Annotated in this window: 14 protein-coding genes; 7 read left to right on the top strand and 7 right to left on the bottom strand. The window is 40.7% G+C overall.

Features of this window, described 5'->3' with window-relative positions; translation table 11 throughout:
- Positions 1 to 160: 160 nt before the first annotated feature.
- Together K358_RS0112260 and cobO are read left to right on the top strand one after the other, a co-directional pair.
- Complete coding sequence (locus K358_RS0112260) at positions 161 to 1714, top strand: SulP family inorganic anion transporter (protein ID WP_038150148.1); 1554 nt, start codon at positions 161 to 163, stop codon at positions 1712 to 1714.
- A 150-nt stretch (positions 1715 to 1864) separates the two neighbouring features.
- Positions 1865 to 2464 (top strand): cob(I)yrinic acid a,c-diamide adenosyltransferase, encoded by a 600-nt coding sequence (gene cobO / locus K358_RS0112255; protein WP_027697097.1) that lies wholly within the window; start codon positions 1865 to 1867, stop codon positions 2462 to 2464.
- 116 nt (positions 2465 to 2580) lie between these two features.
- Here the strand turns inward: cobO and K358_RS0112250 are convergent, their stop codons facing one another.
- The 4 genes from K358_RS0112250 to apbC all read right to left on the bottom strand — a co-directional run bounded on the left by K358_RS0112250 (position 2581) and on the right by apbC (position 7521).
- On the bottom strand, positions 2581 to 4761 hold the full coding sequence (locus K358_RS0112250; protein WP_027697096.1) for an AsmA family protein: 2181 nt from the start codon (positions 4759 to 4761) through the stop codon (positions 2581 to 2583).
- A gap of 140 nt (positions 4762 to 4901) precedes the next feature.
- Positions 4902 to 5483, bottom strand: coding sequence for a dCTP deaminase (gene dcd / locus K358_RS0112245; RefSeq protein ID WP_027697095.1), 582 nt, complete (start codon positions 5481 to 5483; stop codon positions 4902 to 4904).
- Positions 5484 to 5555: 72 nt separating this feature from the next.
- Positions 5556 to 6197, bottom strand: a complete 642-nt coding sequence (gene udk, locus K358_RS0112240) for a uridine kinase (protein ID WP_156888741.1) — start codon at positions 6195 to 6197, stop codon at positions 5556 to 5558.
- Between the two features lie 238 nt (positions 6198 to 6435).
- Positions 6436 to 7521 (bottom strand): iron-sulfur cluster carrier protein ApbC, encoded by a 1086-nt coding sequence (apbC, locus tag K358_RS0112235; protein ID WP_027697093.1) that lies wholly within the window; start codon positions 7519 to 7521, stop codon positions 6436 to 6438.
- Positions 7522 to 7795: 274 nt separating this feature from the next.
- On the opposite strand from apbC, the gene metG reads away from it, so the two are divergent.
- Positions 7796 to 9844, top strand: coding sequence for a methionine--tRNA ligase (gene metG, locus K358_RS0112230; protein ID WP_027697092.1), 2049 nt, complete (start codon positions 7796 to 7798; stop codon positions 9842 to 9844).
- Between the two features lie 292 nt (positions 9845 to 10136).
- Positions 10137 to 10973 carry a hypothetical protein gene (locus K358_RS0112225; protein WP_027697091.1) on the top strand — a complete coding sequence of 279 codons (837 nt, stop codon included), beginning with the start codon at positions 10137 to 10139 and terminating at the stop codon, positions 10971 to 10973.
- Between the two features lie 100 nt (positions 10974 to 11073).
- On the opposite strand, the gene fadR is transcribed toward K358_RS0112225, so the two are convergent.
- Positions 11074 to 11913, bottom strand: a complete 840-nt coding sequence (gene fadR, locus K358_RS0112220) for a fatty acid metabolism transcriptional regulator FadR (RefSeq protein ID WP_027697090.1) — start codon at positions 11911 to 11913, stop codon at positions 11074 to 11076.
- Positions 11914 to 12348: 435 nt separating this feature from the next.
- Between fadR and nhaB the strand changes: the two genes are divergently transcribed.
- Both nhaB and dsbB read left to right on the top strand, forming a co-directional pair.
- A complete protein-coding gene (nhaB, locus tag K358_RS0112215; RefSeq protein ID WP_027697089.1) occupies positions 12349 to 13941 on the top strand; it encodes a Na(+)/H(+) antiporter NhaB in 1593 nt (530 codons plus the stop codon).
- A 150-nt stretch (positions 13942 to 14091) separates the two neighbouring features.
- Positions 14092 to 14610 (top strand): disulfide bond formation protein DsbB, encoded by a 519-nt coding sequence (gene dsbB, locus K358_RS0112210; RefSeq protein WP_027697088.1) that lies wholly within the window; start codon positions 14092 to 14094, stop codon positions 14608 to 14610.
- 51 nt (positions 14611 to 14661) lie between these two features.
- Here the strand turns inward: dsbB and K358_RS0112205 are convergent, their stop codons facing one another.
- Positions 14662 to 15285, bottom strand: coding sequence for an SEC-C metal-binding domain-containing protein (locus tag K358_RS0112205; protein ID WP_027697087.1), 624 nt, complete (start codon positions 15283 to 15285; stop codon positions 14662 to 14664).
- Between the two features lie 174 nt (positions 15286 to 15459).
- On the opposite strand from K358_RS0112205, the gene dusC reads away from it, so the two are divergent.
- On the top strand, positions 15460 to 16398 hold the full coding sequence (dusC, locus tag K358_RS0112200) for a tRNA dihydrouridine(16) synthase DusC (protein WP_027697086.1): 939 nt from the start codon (positions 15460 to 15462) through the stop codon (positions 16396 to 16398).
- Here dusC and K358_RS0112195 read toward each other — a convergent pair.
- Positions 16395 to 17894 (bottom strand): sensor domain-containing diguanylate cyclase, encoded by a 1500-nt coding sequence (locus tag K358_RS0112195; protein WP_027697085.1) that lies wholly within the window; start codon positions 17892 to 17894, stop codon positions 16395 to 16397. The genes dusC and K358_RS0112195 overlap by 4 nt on opposite strands.
- Between the last annotated feature and the right edge of the window lie 84 nt (positions 17895 to 17978).

Below are 17978 nucleotides of genomic sequence, written 5' to 3'. Positions count from 1 at the left end.
GCAGAAAATTCCACCATTCTGTAACATTCGCCAACAATTTATTCGTACTCTCAATCATGAATACCTTTCACTTGTACCTTTTGTTCCCATTAGGGCGACATTAGTATCATTTTTCATTCATGACTAGAGCCCTTATTTTATAACCTTTAACTGAGTAAGCATGTTTCCCCAAATATCTAGTCAATCTCTAAAAAATGATGTGTTATCAGGCCTAACTGTAGCACTAGCATTAGTACCCGAGGCTGTTGCCTTTGCCTTTGTCGCAGGTGTCGACCCAATGGTTGGCTTATATGCCGCCTTTATTATGGGTCTAGTCACCTCTATCTTCGGTGGCCGCCCTGGCATGATTTCTGGTGCAACGGGGGCTACTGCTGTTGTAATGGTGAGCTTAGTTGCCGTACATGGTATTCAGTACCTATTTGCGGCCATATTATTAGTCGGTGTACTGCAAATTACTGCCGGTTTATTAAAACTGGGTAAGTTTATTCGAATCGTCCCTCATCCGGTGATGATTGGCTTTGTGAATGGTTTAGCTATCGTGATCTTCATGGCTCAACTTGGTCAATTTAAAGCACCAGACATCAACGGAATAATGACCTGGTTGCCACAAGGACAAATGATGATCATGCTGGGCTTAGTCGCCTTAACCATGGCAATTATTTACTTCTTACCAAAATTAACAACCGCCATCCCTTCTTCTCTAGTGGCGATTGTTGCTGTCACCGCTTTAACACAAATATTCAACTTAGATACTCGTACTGTGGTTGACTTCTTACGCACTATGTCTGGTGATATGAATGCAACACTCGCGGGTGAACTGCCAACATTCGCTCTACCAAGCGTACCGTTTAATTTCGAAACACTAAAAATTGTTTTCCCATATGCATTGATCATCGCGGCCATTGGCTTAATTGAATCACTACTAACGTTAACGGTCGTCGATGAAATGACTAACACTCGTGGTAAAGGTAACCGTGAATGTATTGGTCAAGGTTTTGGTAACTTAACCTGTTCAGTCTTTGGTGCGATGGGTGGTTGTGCCATGATTGGTCAATCTATGATCAACATAAACTCAGGCGGCCGTGGTCGTTTATCTGGTATTACCGCCGCAGTTGCCCTACTTTGCTTTATCTTATTTACCGCTACTTGGATTGAAATGATCCCATTAGCAGCATTAGTTGGCGTAATGTTCATGGTGGTAATTGGGACATTTGAATGGGCTACCTTCAAGCTGGCTCGCCGAGTGCCTAAGCAAGATTTCTTCGTGATTATTCTTGTGACTATCGTAACTGTGTTGACAGACTTAGCGGTTGCGGTTGGTGTAGGTGTTGTGGTTTCAGCATTAATGTTCGCTTGGCAACATGCAAAACATATCAATGCGGTGACAAGCATCAATGAAGAAGGCTCGAAAGTTTACCAAATTAACGGTCCTATCTTCTTTGGTTCTGCTGCTAACTTTACTGAGCTCTTCAACGCTCATGACGATCCTCAAGATGTGATTATCGATTTTGGCCAGTCTCGCGTGGTTGACCATTCCGCTATCGAAGCAATTGAAACCGTAGCAGAGCGTTACACTCGTTTAGGCAAAACCCTTCATTTACGCCACTTAAGTCAAGATTGTAAGACTCTACTGGATAAATCTGGCAGCCTAATTGAAATTAATGTTAAAGAAGATCCAACCTATAAAGTGATTGATGATCTACTCGCGGACTAATTCGCGATATGAACTTCCATTAGCCCAACCATTGTGTTGGGCTTTTTTTGGTTTTCCACACGTTCCGTTATCCCCTCTCAACCTGTGGTTTTTTCTCTGTTATAAATTCGCTACTATCCACTCATACTCTCCCATTCATGGACCGATATAATGTCTGATCACAAACAAGATAAGCACCAACAACGCCAGCAAAAAATCAAACAACAAGTAGACCAACGTATTGAAGCCGCTAAACAGGAGAAAGGCTTAGTCGTGGTTATCACTGGCAATGGTAAAGGTAAAACCACATCGGGTTTCGGTACCGTTGCAAGAGCCGTTGGGCATGGTCAGCAATGCGCTGTTGCTCAGTTTATTAAAGGCACATGGGATAATGGTGAAAAGAATCTATTAGAAAAGCTAGGCGTCTCTTTTCATGTGATGGCAACTGGATTTACCTGGGAAACTCAAGATAAACAGAAAGATACTCAAGCCGCTCAGCAAGTATGGCAAGAGTGCAAAAAAATACTGCAAGATGAAAGCATAGATGTCGTGCTGCTCGATGAGATCACCTATATGGTCACCTATGGTTATATCGACCTAGACGAGCTTATTCAAACCATCGAAAATCGACCTAAAGAGCAATCAGTTATTCTCACCGGCCGTGCGGCTCACCGTAACTTAATAGAGCTCGCCGACACAGTTTCGGAAGTACGAAATGTTAAACATGCCTTCGAAGCCGGAGTCAAAGCACGTAAAGGTATTGATTGGTAATCGCCCTCTACCAATATTAGAAAACCGCATTAAATAACCGCACCTAAGATTAAACCCATACAAAAATGCCACTTCACAACTGAAGTGGCATTGTTATTTAGAGCTTAAAGTTAATTCTACTTGAACAAACCATTTAATAAATCACCCGCGGCCTTTTTGACATCATCTTTTTGTTTAGAGTCGTCATCACCTAGTAATTTATCAAGGCCACGATCGACCTCTTTTTGAGCTTTTTCTTTGGCTCGGTCTATCTCAGCTTGAGCTTTCTGCTTGGTCTGCTCATCTAATGCAGCATTCAAGTCAGGACGAATTTTAGGTGCCGCCCATGTGCCTTTAATACTAATAGGAAGAGTAATATCTTTTAGCTCGTCAGTATCTTTACCACCTTGACCTTTCAAGGTACCTACCACTGATGTTTTAACCAGAAAATCAACCGTCTCATTAACGTAGTTCGCCTGTCCACTACCTAGAATTCTTAATAGTGGCGATTGAGCCGTTAAGTTATTGGTCGTCATAACCCCTTTTGACAAGTTGATCGTTGCTGTTACAGCACTGAAGTCGGTTTTCTTAACCTTTGTTTCCTCTGCTTTCTTGCCTTTAAACAAAGCTTGTACAGAACGAATCTCATGGGCAACATTGACACCATAAAACGAACCATCAGCAAAGTTAATCTTCACTACACCGGCTAAATTTTGCTTCGCTTTATCGACAATTAAACTCTTACCTTTTATATCTGCAGTGATATTGCCGGTACCAGAAACAAAGTCCATTTGTGCCACATCTTTCAACAATGGTTGAACTTGAACACCTTTGATTTCTTTGTGCACCGTATAAGTGGCAACATCTTTACGAGCATCAATTTTAGCATTAGCACTCACTGACCCTTGATACAAATTAGCCGCAAATTTTTGTAAATCAATCACACCACGATTCACTTTAAACTGCGTTTGCACATTTTGCATTTTGGCATTATTTGCTGTTAGCTTATCAATGGTAATCTTACCAGTGACATCTAATGTACGTGTCGCACTAAGATCAGGTTCTACTTGGGATGCAGAAGTATTAGTGTTGCTCGAGTTTTTAGAAGTAGAGGCTTTTGCTGTTGTCTCTGATTTTTCAGGGGCAGCTTGCTCCATTTGCTTAAGTAGCGCATCAACGTTGATTTCAGGACTGTGAATATCGAACACTATTTTAGGAATGCTTGGCGCTAAACTCACCTGCGTAGAACCATCAAAGTTAAGCTCATTCACCGATAGCTTTTTCAATGCAACGTCTAGATATTGTTTTGCTAAGTCAAAGCGAATATCAGAATTCATATCAATCGAAATAGGGCTAACTGGCAACGATTTACCATCAACCTTTCCGGTGACATTCATATTCTGAACTTTAAGCTCCGTCATCGCTTTATCAAGCATAATCGACGCTGACTGATTAATGTCGATATTCATACCAGATGCCGTTCCGTTAACAGTCAGTGCCATTTTGCTGACTGAGTTAAATTGAAACGAATCTAGGGTGAAACGAGCTTTTTTAATGTCAGTAGAAGGATCTTTAAATTGCGCTTCTACATCTGTGCCACGTAATTGGTAATCCGCTAAGTCTTGTGAAACTTTAAACTCGGTCTTTCCTTTTACGGCAAACGTTTGTTGATTTTGTTTGCCCGTAATATCAAATTCAGCATTGCTCCACTCATCGAAACTAAACTGTGATAAAGCGAAGTTCACATCGGATAAAGTTAGGTCTGAATTATTCGCTGCATCTAACATCACCAGTTTGGCATTGTTAACCGTAATGCCTTCAAGACTGATTTCCCATGGACTTTCACTAGCAGGGTTTACACTTTCGGTTGGTTCATTAGTCGCATCACTACTTGGGGGTGTTTGAGTGGCTTTGTCTTCAGCAGATTGCTTAACAATATCAAGATTTGAACGACCATCTTTTAGCTTCTGAATAAAAATATCAGCGCCGTTTAACGTAACGTTGCCAATATTAAGTCGCTTTTCAAGCAATGGCAGTACAGAAACATCCAAAGCCGCCTCATCAAACTTAACCACTTGTGCTTGCTTAAAGCCTTCGGCAGAATTTAATACTTGGGTCTTGCCAATAGAAAAACCGAGATGCGGAAAGAAACTCCAAGAAATATCACCGTCAATGACCAAGTCAAAGCCAGTTTGAGCCTTAGCTTGCTCGATAATAAGCGGCTTAAATTGATTGGGGTTAACGAAAATGACCAGTGCGAGAATGGCAATTAACACCGCGGCAATGGGTACAGAAAGGAATAGAAGTATTTTTTTCATGGAGATCCTTTTCAAAACAAATATACATATTTTTAATCGTTAGTATAACAAACTATCATTCGTTTAGATAAAGTAAAATCAGTAAGAAAGCACTGACAAAACCATAAAAAAAGGGCTTTCCATAAGCCCTTTTTAATCTCTTAATCTTCGTTAATGCGGCTTGCGACCGCACCTTGTTGATTCTTATATTTGGCATTATCACGCTTGTTATAAGGCTTTTCTGCATCACCAGATAACACTTCAAAGCTCAATGCACCAATCGGCATCATTGGCTTCAGAGCTAATGGTAAGCGCCCTGAGTTATAGAACTCTAGAACGATTCGACCAGACCAACCTGGATCAATACGGTGCGCCGTAACATGTACCATCAAACCTAAACGAGCTAATGAAGAACGACCATCTAACCAGCCAACGATATTGGCAGGTAAATCAACCGACTCATAGGTTACCGCTAAAGCAAGTTGCCCGGGGTGCAAGTAAAACTCTTCATCATCGGAAATTTCAATTTCATCGCTCATTACTTTTTCAAGTTGAGCCGTAACATCCGATTTCTTACCAGACAAGTCGATATATGGTGCACTGTGATCGTTAAATACTCTGAACTGATGTCCCAAGCGAACGTCTACTGTCAAACCACTAATACTTTCTTCTGATGGCGCTGGAGACATGGCAATCTTGCCTTCAGCTAAATACTTCTTTATATCCCTATCACACAATCTCACGGGCGTTTCTCCTAAAACCACCTTAGTCATTCCAAGGTGGTGATTTCATATCAATTTTTAAATTGTCTATTCTTACGATTTCAGCAGTTTAGCAATGTGCGCTTTCAGAACATCAATCGCGATACGGTTTTTACCACCACGAGGAACGATAATATCCGCATGTTGCTTTGATGGTTCAATAAACTGCATAAACATAGGGCGAACCGTTTTTTGATATTGCTTTAATACCGACTCCATCGTACGACCGCGCTCTTCAACATCACGTTTCACACGGCGTAATAAGCAGATATCTAATGGTGTATCCATGAAGACAGATGCATGCATTAAATTACGTAAACGAGGCTCGGTTAATAGCAAGATGCCCTCTAAAATGATCACTTTTTTTGGTGTCATCAAGGTGGTTTCTTTAGTGCGGGTATGCTCTGAGTAGCTGTATTCAGGGATCTCAACAGACTCACCTTGAACCAGTTTCTCTAATTGTTCACATAGTAAGTCATGATCTAAAGCGTTGGGGTGGTCATAGTTGGTTTTAACTCGCTCTTCCATGCTCAAATGACTTTGGTCACGGTAGTAGCAGTCTTCTGTAATAACGCCAATTTGGTGATCACCAACTTTTGCACGTAATTCTTTATAAATGGTGCTTGCAATTAAGCTCTTCCCTGAAGCCGATGCGCCGGCAATTCCTACAATGACGCATTTGTTTTTTTCAGGCATGTTTTGTTGTTCTGACATGTAAAGCACCCAGCTTAATAGTGACAAGGAATTCCAAATATAACCAAGCGTCATTAAAGCATGATGGCTTGGGAAGATTGAATATTTAAACCGCTAGATTATATACCCAAACGCTTGCAAGGTGCGAGGTTCAAGATGAAATTATTAATCAATAAGACAGATCAAGATTGAAAAATAAGCAGCTTGGGAACAAGTGCTTATTTCTCGACCAATTCATTGCTCAGCTAACATCAACAAACATAATATTTTCTGTTCGCGCTTTACCTTGCCAGAATAAATTGGCTGCAACATGAGAGGCCAACTGGAGATAGGTTTGACTATGCTCACTATCCGGTCTTGCTGCGACCGTTGGGCAACCATTATCAATATCACTTCTAAGATCGATATGCAGCGGTATTTGGGCAAGTAACGTTAAATTAGCATCTTGCGCCATTTTTTGTGCACCGCCCTCACCAAATATGGCTTCATGATGACCACATTGCGAGCAAATGTGGTAACTCATATTTTCAATAATACCAAGTACTGGCACTTCAACTTGATCGAACATCGTGACACCTTTACGAGCATCTGCTAGAGCTAGATCTTGTGGCGTCGTAACCACCAGCGCAGCAGTAACGGGAACTTGTTGTGATAAAGTCAACTGGATATCTCCTGTACCCGGTGGCATATCTATCACTAGGTAGTCAAGATCCGGCCACAAAGTTTCATTCAATATTTGAGCTAATGCCTTTGAGGCCATTGGACCTCGCCAAATTGCGGCATCTTGATCGGCAATTAAATAACCAATCGAATTGGTATATAAGCCATGTGCTTCAACCGGAATCATCCATTTATTGTCACGCACGCCAGGCTTCTCACCTTGAGTGCCCAACATTAAAGGAACTGACGGGCCATAAATATCGGCATCAAGTAAGCCGACTCTGGCTCCTAAAGCCTGTAATGCAAGGGCAAGATTAACGGCGGTTGTCGATTTGCCTACCCCACCTTTCGCCGAGGTCACTGCGATGATATTTTTCACCCCTTTCACTGCTTGCCCGTGAGGTGTTTGCAATGGTTTCACTCGTACTGAGACTTGTGTACTAGGAAAACGTGCATCTTGTTGAGCTTGTAAATCACACCAACTCTGTAGATCCGCTTTTAGATCTTGATAATAAAAAGGCAAAGCAAGGTTCACCTGCTCATCACTAAACTGAACCAGGTTTGGCATATCCGCCCAGCCTTCAATCAACGCTTCATGCTCAAACTGATTTAAGCGCTGTAAATACTCTTCTTTTGATAACAGTGAATGGGATGAAAAATCAGACATGGAACCTCTCTATCATGTGGAGTTAATTGAATCCTAGCAGTTATAAATCCTAACAAACAGCATCAACTAATAAGGGTTTTCTTAGCTATAGAAAAAATAAAGCCTTAGCAAGCTTATGTGTTCTTGAAGTTAGTTGGGTATCGGGTAGAATCAAAGGCAAAGTTTTATGATGATAATGCACCCTTTACTCCCCTACTTTATCTGTTTATCTGCAGCTAAAAGTATGAGTAACGGTGCTTTGTCTTTCTCCAAGAATAAGAAGCGAAAATATAATATGGCAACTGATCCAAGAAAAATTTTAGTAACCTGTGCACTTCCATACGCTAATGGTTCTATTCACCTAGGCCACATGCTTGAACATATTCAAGCGGATGTTTGGGTCCGTTACCAACGCTTACGTGGTAATACCGTAAACTTTATCTGTGCGGATGATGCCCATGGTACGCCGATCATGCTGAAAGCTCAGCAACTTGGTATCAACCCAGAAGATATGATTGCCGAAGTTCAAAAAGAACATGAGCAAGATTTCGCAGGCTTTAACATCAGCTTTGATAACTACCATAGCACTCATAGTGATGAAAACCGCGAATTGGCGTCAATGATTTATCTTCGCTTAAAAGAAAATGGATTTATTACTAGCCGTACTATTTCTCAGCTTTTCGATCCAGAAAAAGAAATGTTCTTACCAGATCGTTTCGTAAAAGGTACTTGCCCAAAATGTAAGGCCGAAGATCAATACGGTGATAACTGTGATGCTTGTGGCGAAACTTATAGTCCAACTGATCTTATCAATCCAAAGTCTGCGGTTTCTGGTGCAACTCCAGTAATGAAAGATTCTGAGCATTTCTTCTTCGACTTACCACAGTTCCAAAGCATGTTAAAAGAGTGGACTCGTTCTGGCTCTCTGCAATCTGAAACTGCGAACAAAATGCAAGAATGGTTTGAATCCGGCCTACAACAATGGGATATCTCGCGTGATGCGCCCTATTTTGGTTTTGAAATCCCAGGTGAGACAAACAAATTCTTCTACGTATGGCTCGATGCGCCAATTGGTTACATGGGTTCATTCAAAAACCTATGTAACAAGCGTGATGATTTAAGCTTTGACGAATACTGGAAGCAAGATAGCACCGCTGAGCTTTACCACTTCATCGGTAAAGATATTGTGTATTTCCACAGTCTATTCTGGCCAGCGATGCTTGATGGTGCAGGTTTCCGTAAGCCTAACAATGTCTTTGTTCACGGTTATGTCACGGTTAACGGCGCAAAAATGTCAAAATCGAAAGGCACATTTATTAAGGCTAGCACTTACCTCAAGCACCTAGACCCTGAATGTTTACGCTATTACTACGCTGCTAAACTAAACAGCCGCATTGATGATCTCGACCTAAACCTAGAGGATTTCACTCAGCGCGTAAACTCAGATGTAGTAAACAAAATTGTTAACCTAGCCTCTCGTAACGCAGGTTTCATCACTAAGCGCTTTGAAGGTAAGCTTTCTAGCAACTTTACTGAAATGGCTTTATATCAAGAGTTTGTTGATGCGGCAGACCGCATTGCAGAGCTTTATGAAACTCGTGAGTTTGGTCGTGCTATTCGTGAAGTGACTGCACTTGCGGATAAAGCCAACCAATACGTTGATGAAAAAGCCCCTTGGGTTATCGCAAAACAAGAAGGTAAAGACCAAGAGCTACAAGACATTTGCACGGTTGGTATTAACCTATTCCGCGTATTAATGACCTACTTGAAGCCTGTTATGCCAGAACTTGCAGCACGCAGTGAAGCCTTCTTAAATGATACCTTAACGTGGGAAAGCATGACTTCGCCATTAACTGATCACGAAGTCACTAAGTTTAAAGCACTATTTAATCGTATCGATCCAAAACATGTTGAAGCGATGATCGAAGCCTCTAAAGAAGATGCGGCAGCAGAAATGGCAGCAAAAGAGCAAGCAGAAGCGTCTGCACAATCAGAGCTAGATAAAGAGCCGATTGAAGCAGAAATTGACTTTGATGATTTTGCTAAAATTGATATGCGTATCGCTAAAATCATTTCTTGTGAAGCCGTGCCGAAAGCCAATAAACTGCTTAAATTCCAATTAGATATTGGCGGTGAAACTCGTCAGGTATTCTCGGGAATCAAGTCGGCTTATACGCCAGAAGAGCTGGAAGGTAAGCTAACCGTAATGGTTGCTAACTTGAAGCCACGTAAAATGAAATTTGGCATGTCTGAAGGTATGATTTTAGCCGCTGGCCCTGGTGGTAAAGATCTTTGGATTTTGGAGCCACACGAAGGTGCTCAACCTGGCATGCGTGTGATGTAATCACTTCATAGTAAGGATTTCCATCCAGAATCAAATAACCCCCAATATTGGACGACCAGTGTTGGGGGTTATTTTTATGTAGTCGTCTATATCTATACCTTTCGTATTTAAAGCTGCAGCTTTGTTGCCAGCGACCATTGCACCAATACGTCGCAATATTGCTCCACTTTCAATCAACCAGAGTGAGCAAAGTACCTGAACTTGGTATGGATGCGCACTTCTCAACCTCCCTAATCTTGGTTCAAATCTTGCTTTGTATTACCAGAGTATATGAATCGAAAGGAGGTCGTTCATGTTTATCACAATCAGTATATTGTTGCTCGTTGGTATTCTCGCCAGCTTGTTCTACTTCAACATTACGCGAGAGAGAAGCCACCAATACCGCTATCGTCTGATAAATCAGTTACGTCAGCTAATTTATCTGACTCGCCAACACCGAGCTCTCACCCATTCGCATTTAGCTGCAGCGGTCTATTCTGTACAGACGTTAAAGCAAACTAACCTTTCTATTATCGAAATACTGCAGAATCTAAAACTCAGCGCAGGGGCTGATACCGGACCGGAAATTCGGGTTTTATATGAAAAAACTCAAGCGGTACTACTAAATTGGACCGAATACAATGTCGCCAAAAATCAACTAGAGCACGGTAGATTAATTCGTCAAATGATGTTTTTAACTGATGAGGTCATGATTGCATGGCTGATTGATACTCATCATGATGATATCGCAGAAGAATATCACCACAGATGGCAAAAAATTCTCGATACTTTAGAAAGTTTGACTCGCTTTAGGATCAGCATTCAGGATATCGACACACCGATTGGACAGCAACGCTTTCGTCATCATGCGGTCATGCTAAGCCGAAGAATGAATCAGCTGTCATTAATTTGCCCATTAACCATGGCTGATAATGATCAAAATGGCGTGATTCAAACCTTAAAGCATTGGGAACAAGAAGATAGTGTTGTAGAGACGCCAGAGCGACTCTACCAATTGTCACTAGAAGCCTCATATTTAATTTTTAACGTTTATGACCAAATACTTTCAGAAACTTGCGAAGAAATTTATTTACCTTTGGAGGCGATTAACCAAAATAATTGGCGTTACAACAAGGCAACAAGTAAATAAGCCCCAAAGCAGCGATATCAAGTACGAAGGATATAGCATTGGCGAAAAAAACCTGCTATTTATTAGTAGCAGGTTTCTATCTATAGAATTCTAAAACGAATCAGCTATCATCTTCGGTAAAGTTACTTGGAAGGTTTTGCTTCATCTTCATCCAAATATGACCGCTTTCAATACCGTAACGACGGATCAAGTTTGGTAGTTCTTGGCGTTCCCCTTTTTCACACAAGACTAGTAAGTCTTTGTAAAACTGAAGAGCCAACTTTCTCGCTTCAGGGTTTGAGAAGTAAAAACTGCCCACACGATCGTATAACTTTTTAATGCCGTTAAAGATCAATCCATATATCTGATTTCCTGAATGGAAAGCCAAACGTTGGAATAGCATGTAATCATAAAAATTGAACGTTTTCGCGATAAGAATATCATCACGCTTTTCTTCATCTTTCTCATTATCTTCTTTTACTGACTGTTTGATTTTTTCAGCATAAGGAGACTCTTCAATAAAAGATTCCCATGATTGATGAGATAAAAGCGTTTCACATGAGTCAATCACGCGATTTAACGTTTTAATACAAGCTTCAGGGTTAGACTTAAAGGCATAACCCATAAAAATCGGACTAATGCTAGTACGGGCCGCCAACAAGTCTTCAACGATACTTGTCGCATTATCGGTATCAAGCGTCATTAACGTATCGAGAATGTGTAAACTCGATGTTTCCATGAAATTATTAACTTTGGTTGGTTTACCATGTTGAATCGTTAACCACCCATCACGCGCCAATCGTTGCAATACTTCACGTAACGTCGTTCGGGTAACACCGATTAGCTCAGATAACTCTCTTTCTGCCGGCAAAATAGAGCCAGGTGGAAAACGTCCGTTCCAGATACTTTCAATAATATATTTTTCTGCAAATCCTGCAGGGCTCTTTGCCTTAATAACCATTGATTCACTTTACCTAATTTTAGGGATGAAATTACACTCATCATACCACTACTTCTCTACAACTGAAAACAGGTAATCTATATCCCATGAGCGGTTCCACCACCCAAAAACATATAAAAAGTCGATATATCACTTACGATTTATCCCACTTTTCACCTAAAAATATAACTCAGTTCCAGTTATTTTATTTTAGAGGTTTACTATCTCGCCCTAGCCTGTATTGTCTTTGCGATAAAAACAACAACTACAGCACAGAAAAAACCAACACTGATAACAAAAATAAACAACTACGTAACTTAATGTCGGTTCAACATGACAGTTACCACAATTATTTAATGTTAATTAGTGATTAATTTGACCATTTTCACACATTGATATGAAAATCTCGGCATACTGTGCATAAGTTCAAACTTTCGGAGTTCAAAGAGTAAATTCATGAGTATGTCTTTAGGAAACGCCTTCATTAAAAACTTCCTGGGCAAGGCACCAGACTGGTATAAAGTGACCATTGTCGCCTTCTTAGCCATCAACCCTATAGTTTTCTTCTTTATTGACCCTTTTACCGCCGGTTGGTTATTAGTCGCTGAATTTATTTTCACCTTAGCCATGGCCTTAAAATGCTACCCGCTACAGCCGGGTGGCCTACTTGCGATAGAAGCAGTCGCTATGGGAATGACCACAGCAGAACAAATCAAGCATGAACTAGCCGCCAACATTGAAGTATTATTGTTATTAATATTCATGGTGGCAGGCATCTATTTTATGAAGCAATTACTGCTATTTTTGTTTACTAAAATTTTGCTTGGTGTTCGTTCTAAAATTTTACTTTCCATTTCTTTTTGCATGACAGCCGCTTTCTTATCAGCATTTTTAGATGCTCTAACGGTTATCGCCGTTATCATCAGTGTGGCAATTGGTTTTTACGCTATCTACCATAAAGTAGTTTCTAACCCTGATTCCGGAGCCCATCATGATCACTCCACCGATGAGCTGATTCCTGAAATTACCCGTAATGATTTAGAGAATTATCGTGCTTTTTTACGTTCTTTATTAATGCATGCAGGTGTCGGTACGGCACTTGGTGGCGTAATGACGATGGTAGGTGAACCGCAAAACTTAATTATTGCGGATCAAGCAGCTTGGGAGTTTGGTGAATTTATCTTGCGTATGGCCCCAGTTACCTTCCCTGTGTTTATATTTGGCATACTGACTTGTGCACTTGTTGAAAAATTCAAAGTTTTTGGTTATGGCGCAGAGCTACCTGATAATGTTCGAAAAATCTTATTAGAGTTTGACTATCAACAGCAACAAAAACGCACTAAACAAGATATCGCAAAACTTTATGTGCAAGCGATCATTGCTATCTGGCTTATCGTAGGTCTTGCTTTCCACCTAGCTGCTGTCGGCCTTATTGGTCTATCCGTGATTATCTTAGCCACTTCATTTACTGGCATTACCGAAGAACATTCACTAGGTAAAGCCTTTGAAGAAGCTCTACCATTTACAGCCTTATTAGCGGTATTCTTCGCCGTTGTTGCCGTTATTATCGATCAACATTTGTTTAAACCTATCATTGAAGCCGTGTTGGAACTTGAAGGCAATCAACAAATCACTATGTTCTATATCGCCAATGGCTTGCTATCCATGGTCTCCGATAACGTTTTTGTCGGTACGGTTTATATCAACGAAGTGAAAACAGCACTTTTAGATGGTGCTATTACTAGAGATCAGTTTGATTTACTGGCAGTAGCGATCAACACCGGAACCAACTTGCCGTCTGTTGCAACACCAAATGGTCAAGCTGCTTTCCTATTCTTATTAACTTCGGCACTTGCCCCGTTAATTCGTTTATCTTATGGCCGCATGGTCATTATGGCATTACCGTATACATTGGTATTAGCTGTCGTTGGCTACTTTGGTATTCAATTCCTTTTAGAGCCTATGACAGCCTATTTCCACTCTATGGGATGGGTCACATCATCTACCATTGAAATTGCGACTCAAGCTAGCCCTATTATTGGTCACTAATAACCCTTTGATTAAGATTAAGTGGGAATTGTTGTTTACAGGCAGCATTTCCCACTTCATAATTTTGAACTATTGATCAATTTAACACTCTGATGCTACAAGTTTTATTTCTTTCACTGTATTTATCGCATTAGACATAAGGAAGTCATTGTGGGTTGGTTATCCTCTATTCATACATTTTCGCAAAAAAGACTCTCATGGATACTATTGCTTTCTAGTGTTGTTTTTTTTGAATTATCCGCTTTGTATTTCCAACATGTTATGATGCTAGCACCGTGTGTTATGTGTGTTTATGAGCGTGTTGCTTTTATCGGTATCGGCGCATCAGCCATTATCGGTCTCTTAAACCCGATGAATAAATGGGTTCGCTGGACTGGACTCGCAGCATGGGGCTATACAAGCTTTCGCGGCTTACAGCTCGCTTTAGAGCATGTTGGTTATCAGTTTAACCCTTCACCTTTTGCTACTTGTGATATTTTCCCTCAGTTCCCGAGTTGGGCACCACTTAACCAATGGGTTCCTTGGATGTTTGAACCAACGGGTGATTGTTCTAAAATCGTATGGCAATTTTTAAACCTTTCAATGCCGCAATGGCTCGTGGTGATATTCAGCATCAATTTAGCGATACTTGCTGTCGTCGTGCTATCTCAATTCGTAAAATCCAAATAAAAAATAGGGCGACTTTCGTTGCCCTATCTTCTATAGCTTTATAGCAATAAGTTACTTATTCCTACCACAGCAATGTTTAAACTTTTTACCACTACTACATACACACGCATCATTACGGCTCATCTCTTTGTATGGATTGATACTTTGTGCTTTTGTGCCTTGCAGCGCTTCGTCGGCAGCTTTTGCTACTTCGTTAATCATGATATTAAGCTGAGGTAACAATGCAGATAAAGTCGGTGGCACTTTGATTCCTGCCTCTATCATTTGTTGCTGTGTTGACTCTTCATCAATCGCCAGCATCAACGTCGTCAATAATCCTTGCAGCATGCGTACTGTGCCATCAGGGATTTCAGCCACTTCATTCCAACCCGCTTCAATCACCGGCCACACCGTCATGAAACCTTCGGCAAATTCGGCTAAACCTTGATAATCATTTGTCTCAATGTTTAAGAGTTCTAACACGTCATATTCGCAAGCCATCAAGTGAGCATATTGCAATTCAAAATGACGCGTTAAATTGGCTTCTGCTTGCTGCTTATCTAGCTCCACCAAAGGCGCAACCCAAACATCAGGCTGCAAAACTTTTGGCGTCATATTAGCGGCCAAAATAGCCCCTTCGATAAAGGCTGGCGTATATTCGGTGTTTTCTAAATTGACGCTTTCAATTAACTTCATGTGAATCTCTTTTTGCATACTGATTACTATCGACATAGTGTAACCACTCGAGCTAAAACTACCAAGTGACTTCCTTTCATACTCAAATAGCTTCAAGACCTAGAATCCAGTGACAATGCCGATGGAACCCACTACAATCTGCAGCCTATTTTTAAACTGCTCTGGAGAAAAACCATGCGAGTCGTACTAGGCCCGATGGAAGGTGTACTTGATCATTTAATGCGTGAATTACTGACTGACATTAATGATTACGACCTTTGTGTCACTGAGTTTGTGCGTGTTGTCGACCAACTATTACCAGAACATGTTTTTACTCGCCTGTGTCCAGAACTATTCCAAGGCTCAAAGACTCGCTCAGGGACGCCAGTCCGACTACAACTGCTGGGGCAAAATCCTGACTGGATGGCTGAAAATGCTGTGCGTGCCGTTGAACTTGGCTCGCAAGGCATTGACCTTAACTTTGGCTGCCCAGCAAAAATGGTCAACAAGAGTAAAGGTGGCGCAGCATTATTACAGCATCCTGAATTGATATACCAAATTGTTGCAGCTTGTCGTAAAGCTGTACCAAGTAATATTGTCGTCTCGGCCAAAATTCGCTTAGGTTGGGAAGATCCGCAGGATTGCTTTGAAATCGCAGATGCCATACAACAAGCTGGAGCCGATGAATTAACCGTACATGGCCGTACCAAAATGGGAGGTTATAAAGCCAGTGAAATCAAATGGGAATATATTGAGCAAGTAAAACAGCGTAGCCAAATACCGGTTATTGCCAACGGTGAGATTTGGAGCTATCAAGATGGACAAGCTTGCCTTGCACAAACCAAAGCAGACGCTTTAATGGTGTGTCGAGGCGCGTTTAATCTACCCAACCTGGGAAATGTTGTGAAATTCAATGAAAGCGCAATGCCTTGGGAACAAGTCGTGGATCTGATGCTCAACTACTCTGAGTTTGAAGTCGAGGGAGATAAAGGCCTGTACTACCCTAATAGAATCAAACAATGGCTGTCTTATCTGCGTCATGAATATACGCAAGCTGATGACTTATTTCGTAATATTCGCCGCTACAATAAAGCGCAACCGATCGTTGATTATATTAAATCCATCCATTGTTAATCAGTTTGATTACTATTAATGACGACTTGGTTCTTACCCATTTTTTTCGCCATATACAGCCTATCATCCGCTTCTTTAATAAGCTGTTCTAAGCCAGTATTTTCACTGGTTAGCTTGATCGTCAAACCGGCTGAGATAGTATAGCCTTGCTCAATAACCTTAGTGGAAGTTGAGCCAATTTCCGATTGAATACGTTGAATGGCTTCAATCATTTTGTCTGCATCCGTGCCTTGCATATATAAAACAAACTCTTCACCACCAAAACGTGCCACTATATCGCTCGATCTCGAGTTTCGATTTAAACAATTGGCAACCGCACAAATGACATCATCACCAACATCATGCCCAAAAGCATCATTGATACTTTTAAAGTCATCAATATCAAAAACCGCTAATCCTTCATATTTCTGCTTATCAAAACTTTTATAAGCAACTTCAAAACCTCGGCGATTTAGCAAAGAAGTCAAAGGATCGCGTTGTGATAAATCTTTAAAATGTCTTCTTTCATTGGTTATTTTTATATATATCAAACTAATCACTAGAATGGCATACAAGGCAAACAACATGAAAAGAGATGAGGCTCTATTAACCAAAAAGCTATGGATTTCATGTGACCACTGCCAATTAAAATACATCATCTGATTAGTGTTAACACCATCAATCCATAATGTTCGTGGCATCCATGCATTACTTGGCAAAGTCTCCTTATCTAGATTGAGGAATTGAATTCGCTCGCCGACTGTAGAACCTTCGGTGTAGAGTTTAGAAACCAAAACATCGAGTGCAACGACACCACGGAATTTATTTTCATCGAATAATCCAGCCGAAATAATTAAAATTCGATTTCCTGTGGAGATATCATTTACCGGACCATTAATCCGAATAGCACTGACACCACTTTGAGCTTCTTGCCAATATTTTCGCTGTTGAATGATACTAACGGTATTCTGGTGCATATTGTCGACAATATGGGCAGGCGATGCGATAAGGTAACCTTTTGGTGAAACGTAATATAAACCTAAAATATAATCTTCAATGCCATTCACAAATGAAAAATTAGGCGCTAATACCAACTTACTTTCAATATCTTTATATAATTCAGAACCAGGCTCACACCCTTTAGCAAAAGCTTTGGCAGCATAATCGAGCTTTAAAACTTCGCGAGCATCTGCACGATAAGCAGATTGAATTTTACGACTCTTTGGTAGCCACAGACATAACCCATCCGCACCCATTTTTTGCGTATGCAGATCACGTTTATTCATTTGATTATGGTGTTCATTATGATCGCTAAAATACAGTGCAAAACTATAGTTCATACCACCAAGCAGCTTAACTGAGTGCTCAATATTACGACTAATACTGCTATATTCTGTGTTTAAATCTTTATTGATATCTTTGGCGTAGCCAATAACAATAAAAGCGAATATTGTCATAGCGAGAAGCAGAGGGACTAAAAATACAACTTTGAATGTTAGGCGAGAACGATAAACCATTGAAAAATAATAACCTAGATTGATGACATCCCAAAAAACAGAATGTCTATTCTACACTATTAGCTTAAGGTCAGTAAAAACAAA

Origin of the sequence: Vibrio litoralis DSM 17657, from assembly GCF_000426765.1 — a bacterium.
Taxonomy (GTDB): Bacteria; Pseudomonadota; Gammaproteobacteria; order Enterobacterales; family Vibrionaceae; genus Vibrio; species Vibrio litoralis.
Note: the sequence above shows the minus strand (reverse complement) of the source record. Positions and strands in the feature narration are given on the sequence as shown.

Coding starts and splice junctions, on each gene's coding strand:
- nhaB (WP_027697089.1), top strand. CDS start 12,349: ATGAGTATGTCTTTAGGAAACGCCTTCATTAAAAACTTCCTGGGCAAG.
- dusC (WP_027697086.1), top strand. CDS start 15,460: ATGCGAGTCGTACTAGGCCCGATGGAAGGTGTACTTGATCATTTAATG.
- K358_RS0112195 (WP_027697085.1), bottom strand. CDS start 17,894: ATGGTTTATCGTTCTCGCCTAACATTCAAAGTTGTATTTTTAGTCCCT.
- udk (WP_156888741.1), bottom strand. CDS start 6,197: ATGCCTGAAAAAAACAAATGCGTCATTGTAGGAATTGCCGGCGCATCG.
- fadR (WP_027697090.1), bottom strand. CDS start 11,913: ATGGTTATTAAGGCAAAGAGCCCTGCAGGATTTGCAGAAAAATATATT.
- K358_RS0112260 (WP_038150148.1), top strand. CDS start 161: ATGTTTCCCCAAATATCTAGTCAATCTCTAAAAAATGATGTGTTATCA.
- K358_RS0112250 (WP_027697096.1), bottom strand. CDS start 4,761: ATGAAAAAAATACTTCTATTCCTTTCTGTACCCATTGCCGCGGTGTTA.
- K358_RS0112225 (WP_027697091.1), top strand. CDS start 10,137: ATGTTTATCACAATCAGTATATTGTTGCTCGTTGGTATTCTCGCCAGC.
- metG (WP_027697092.1), top strand. CDS start 7,796: ATGGCAACTGATCCAAGAAAAATTTTAGTAACCTGTGCACTTCCATAC.
- apbC (WP_027697093.1), bottom strand. CDS start 7,521: ATGTCTGATTTTTCATCCCATTCACTGTTATCAAAAGAAGAGTATTTA.
- cobO (WP_027697097.1), top strand. CDS start 1,865: ATGTCTGATCACAAACAAGATAAGCACCAACAACGCCAGCAAAAAATC.
- K358_RS0112205 (WP_027697087.1), bottom strand. CDS start 15,285: ATGAAGTTAATTGAAAGCGTCAATTTAGAAAACACCGAATATACGCCA.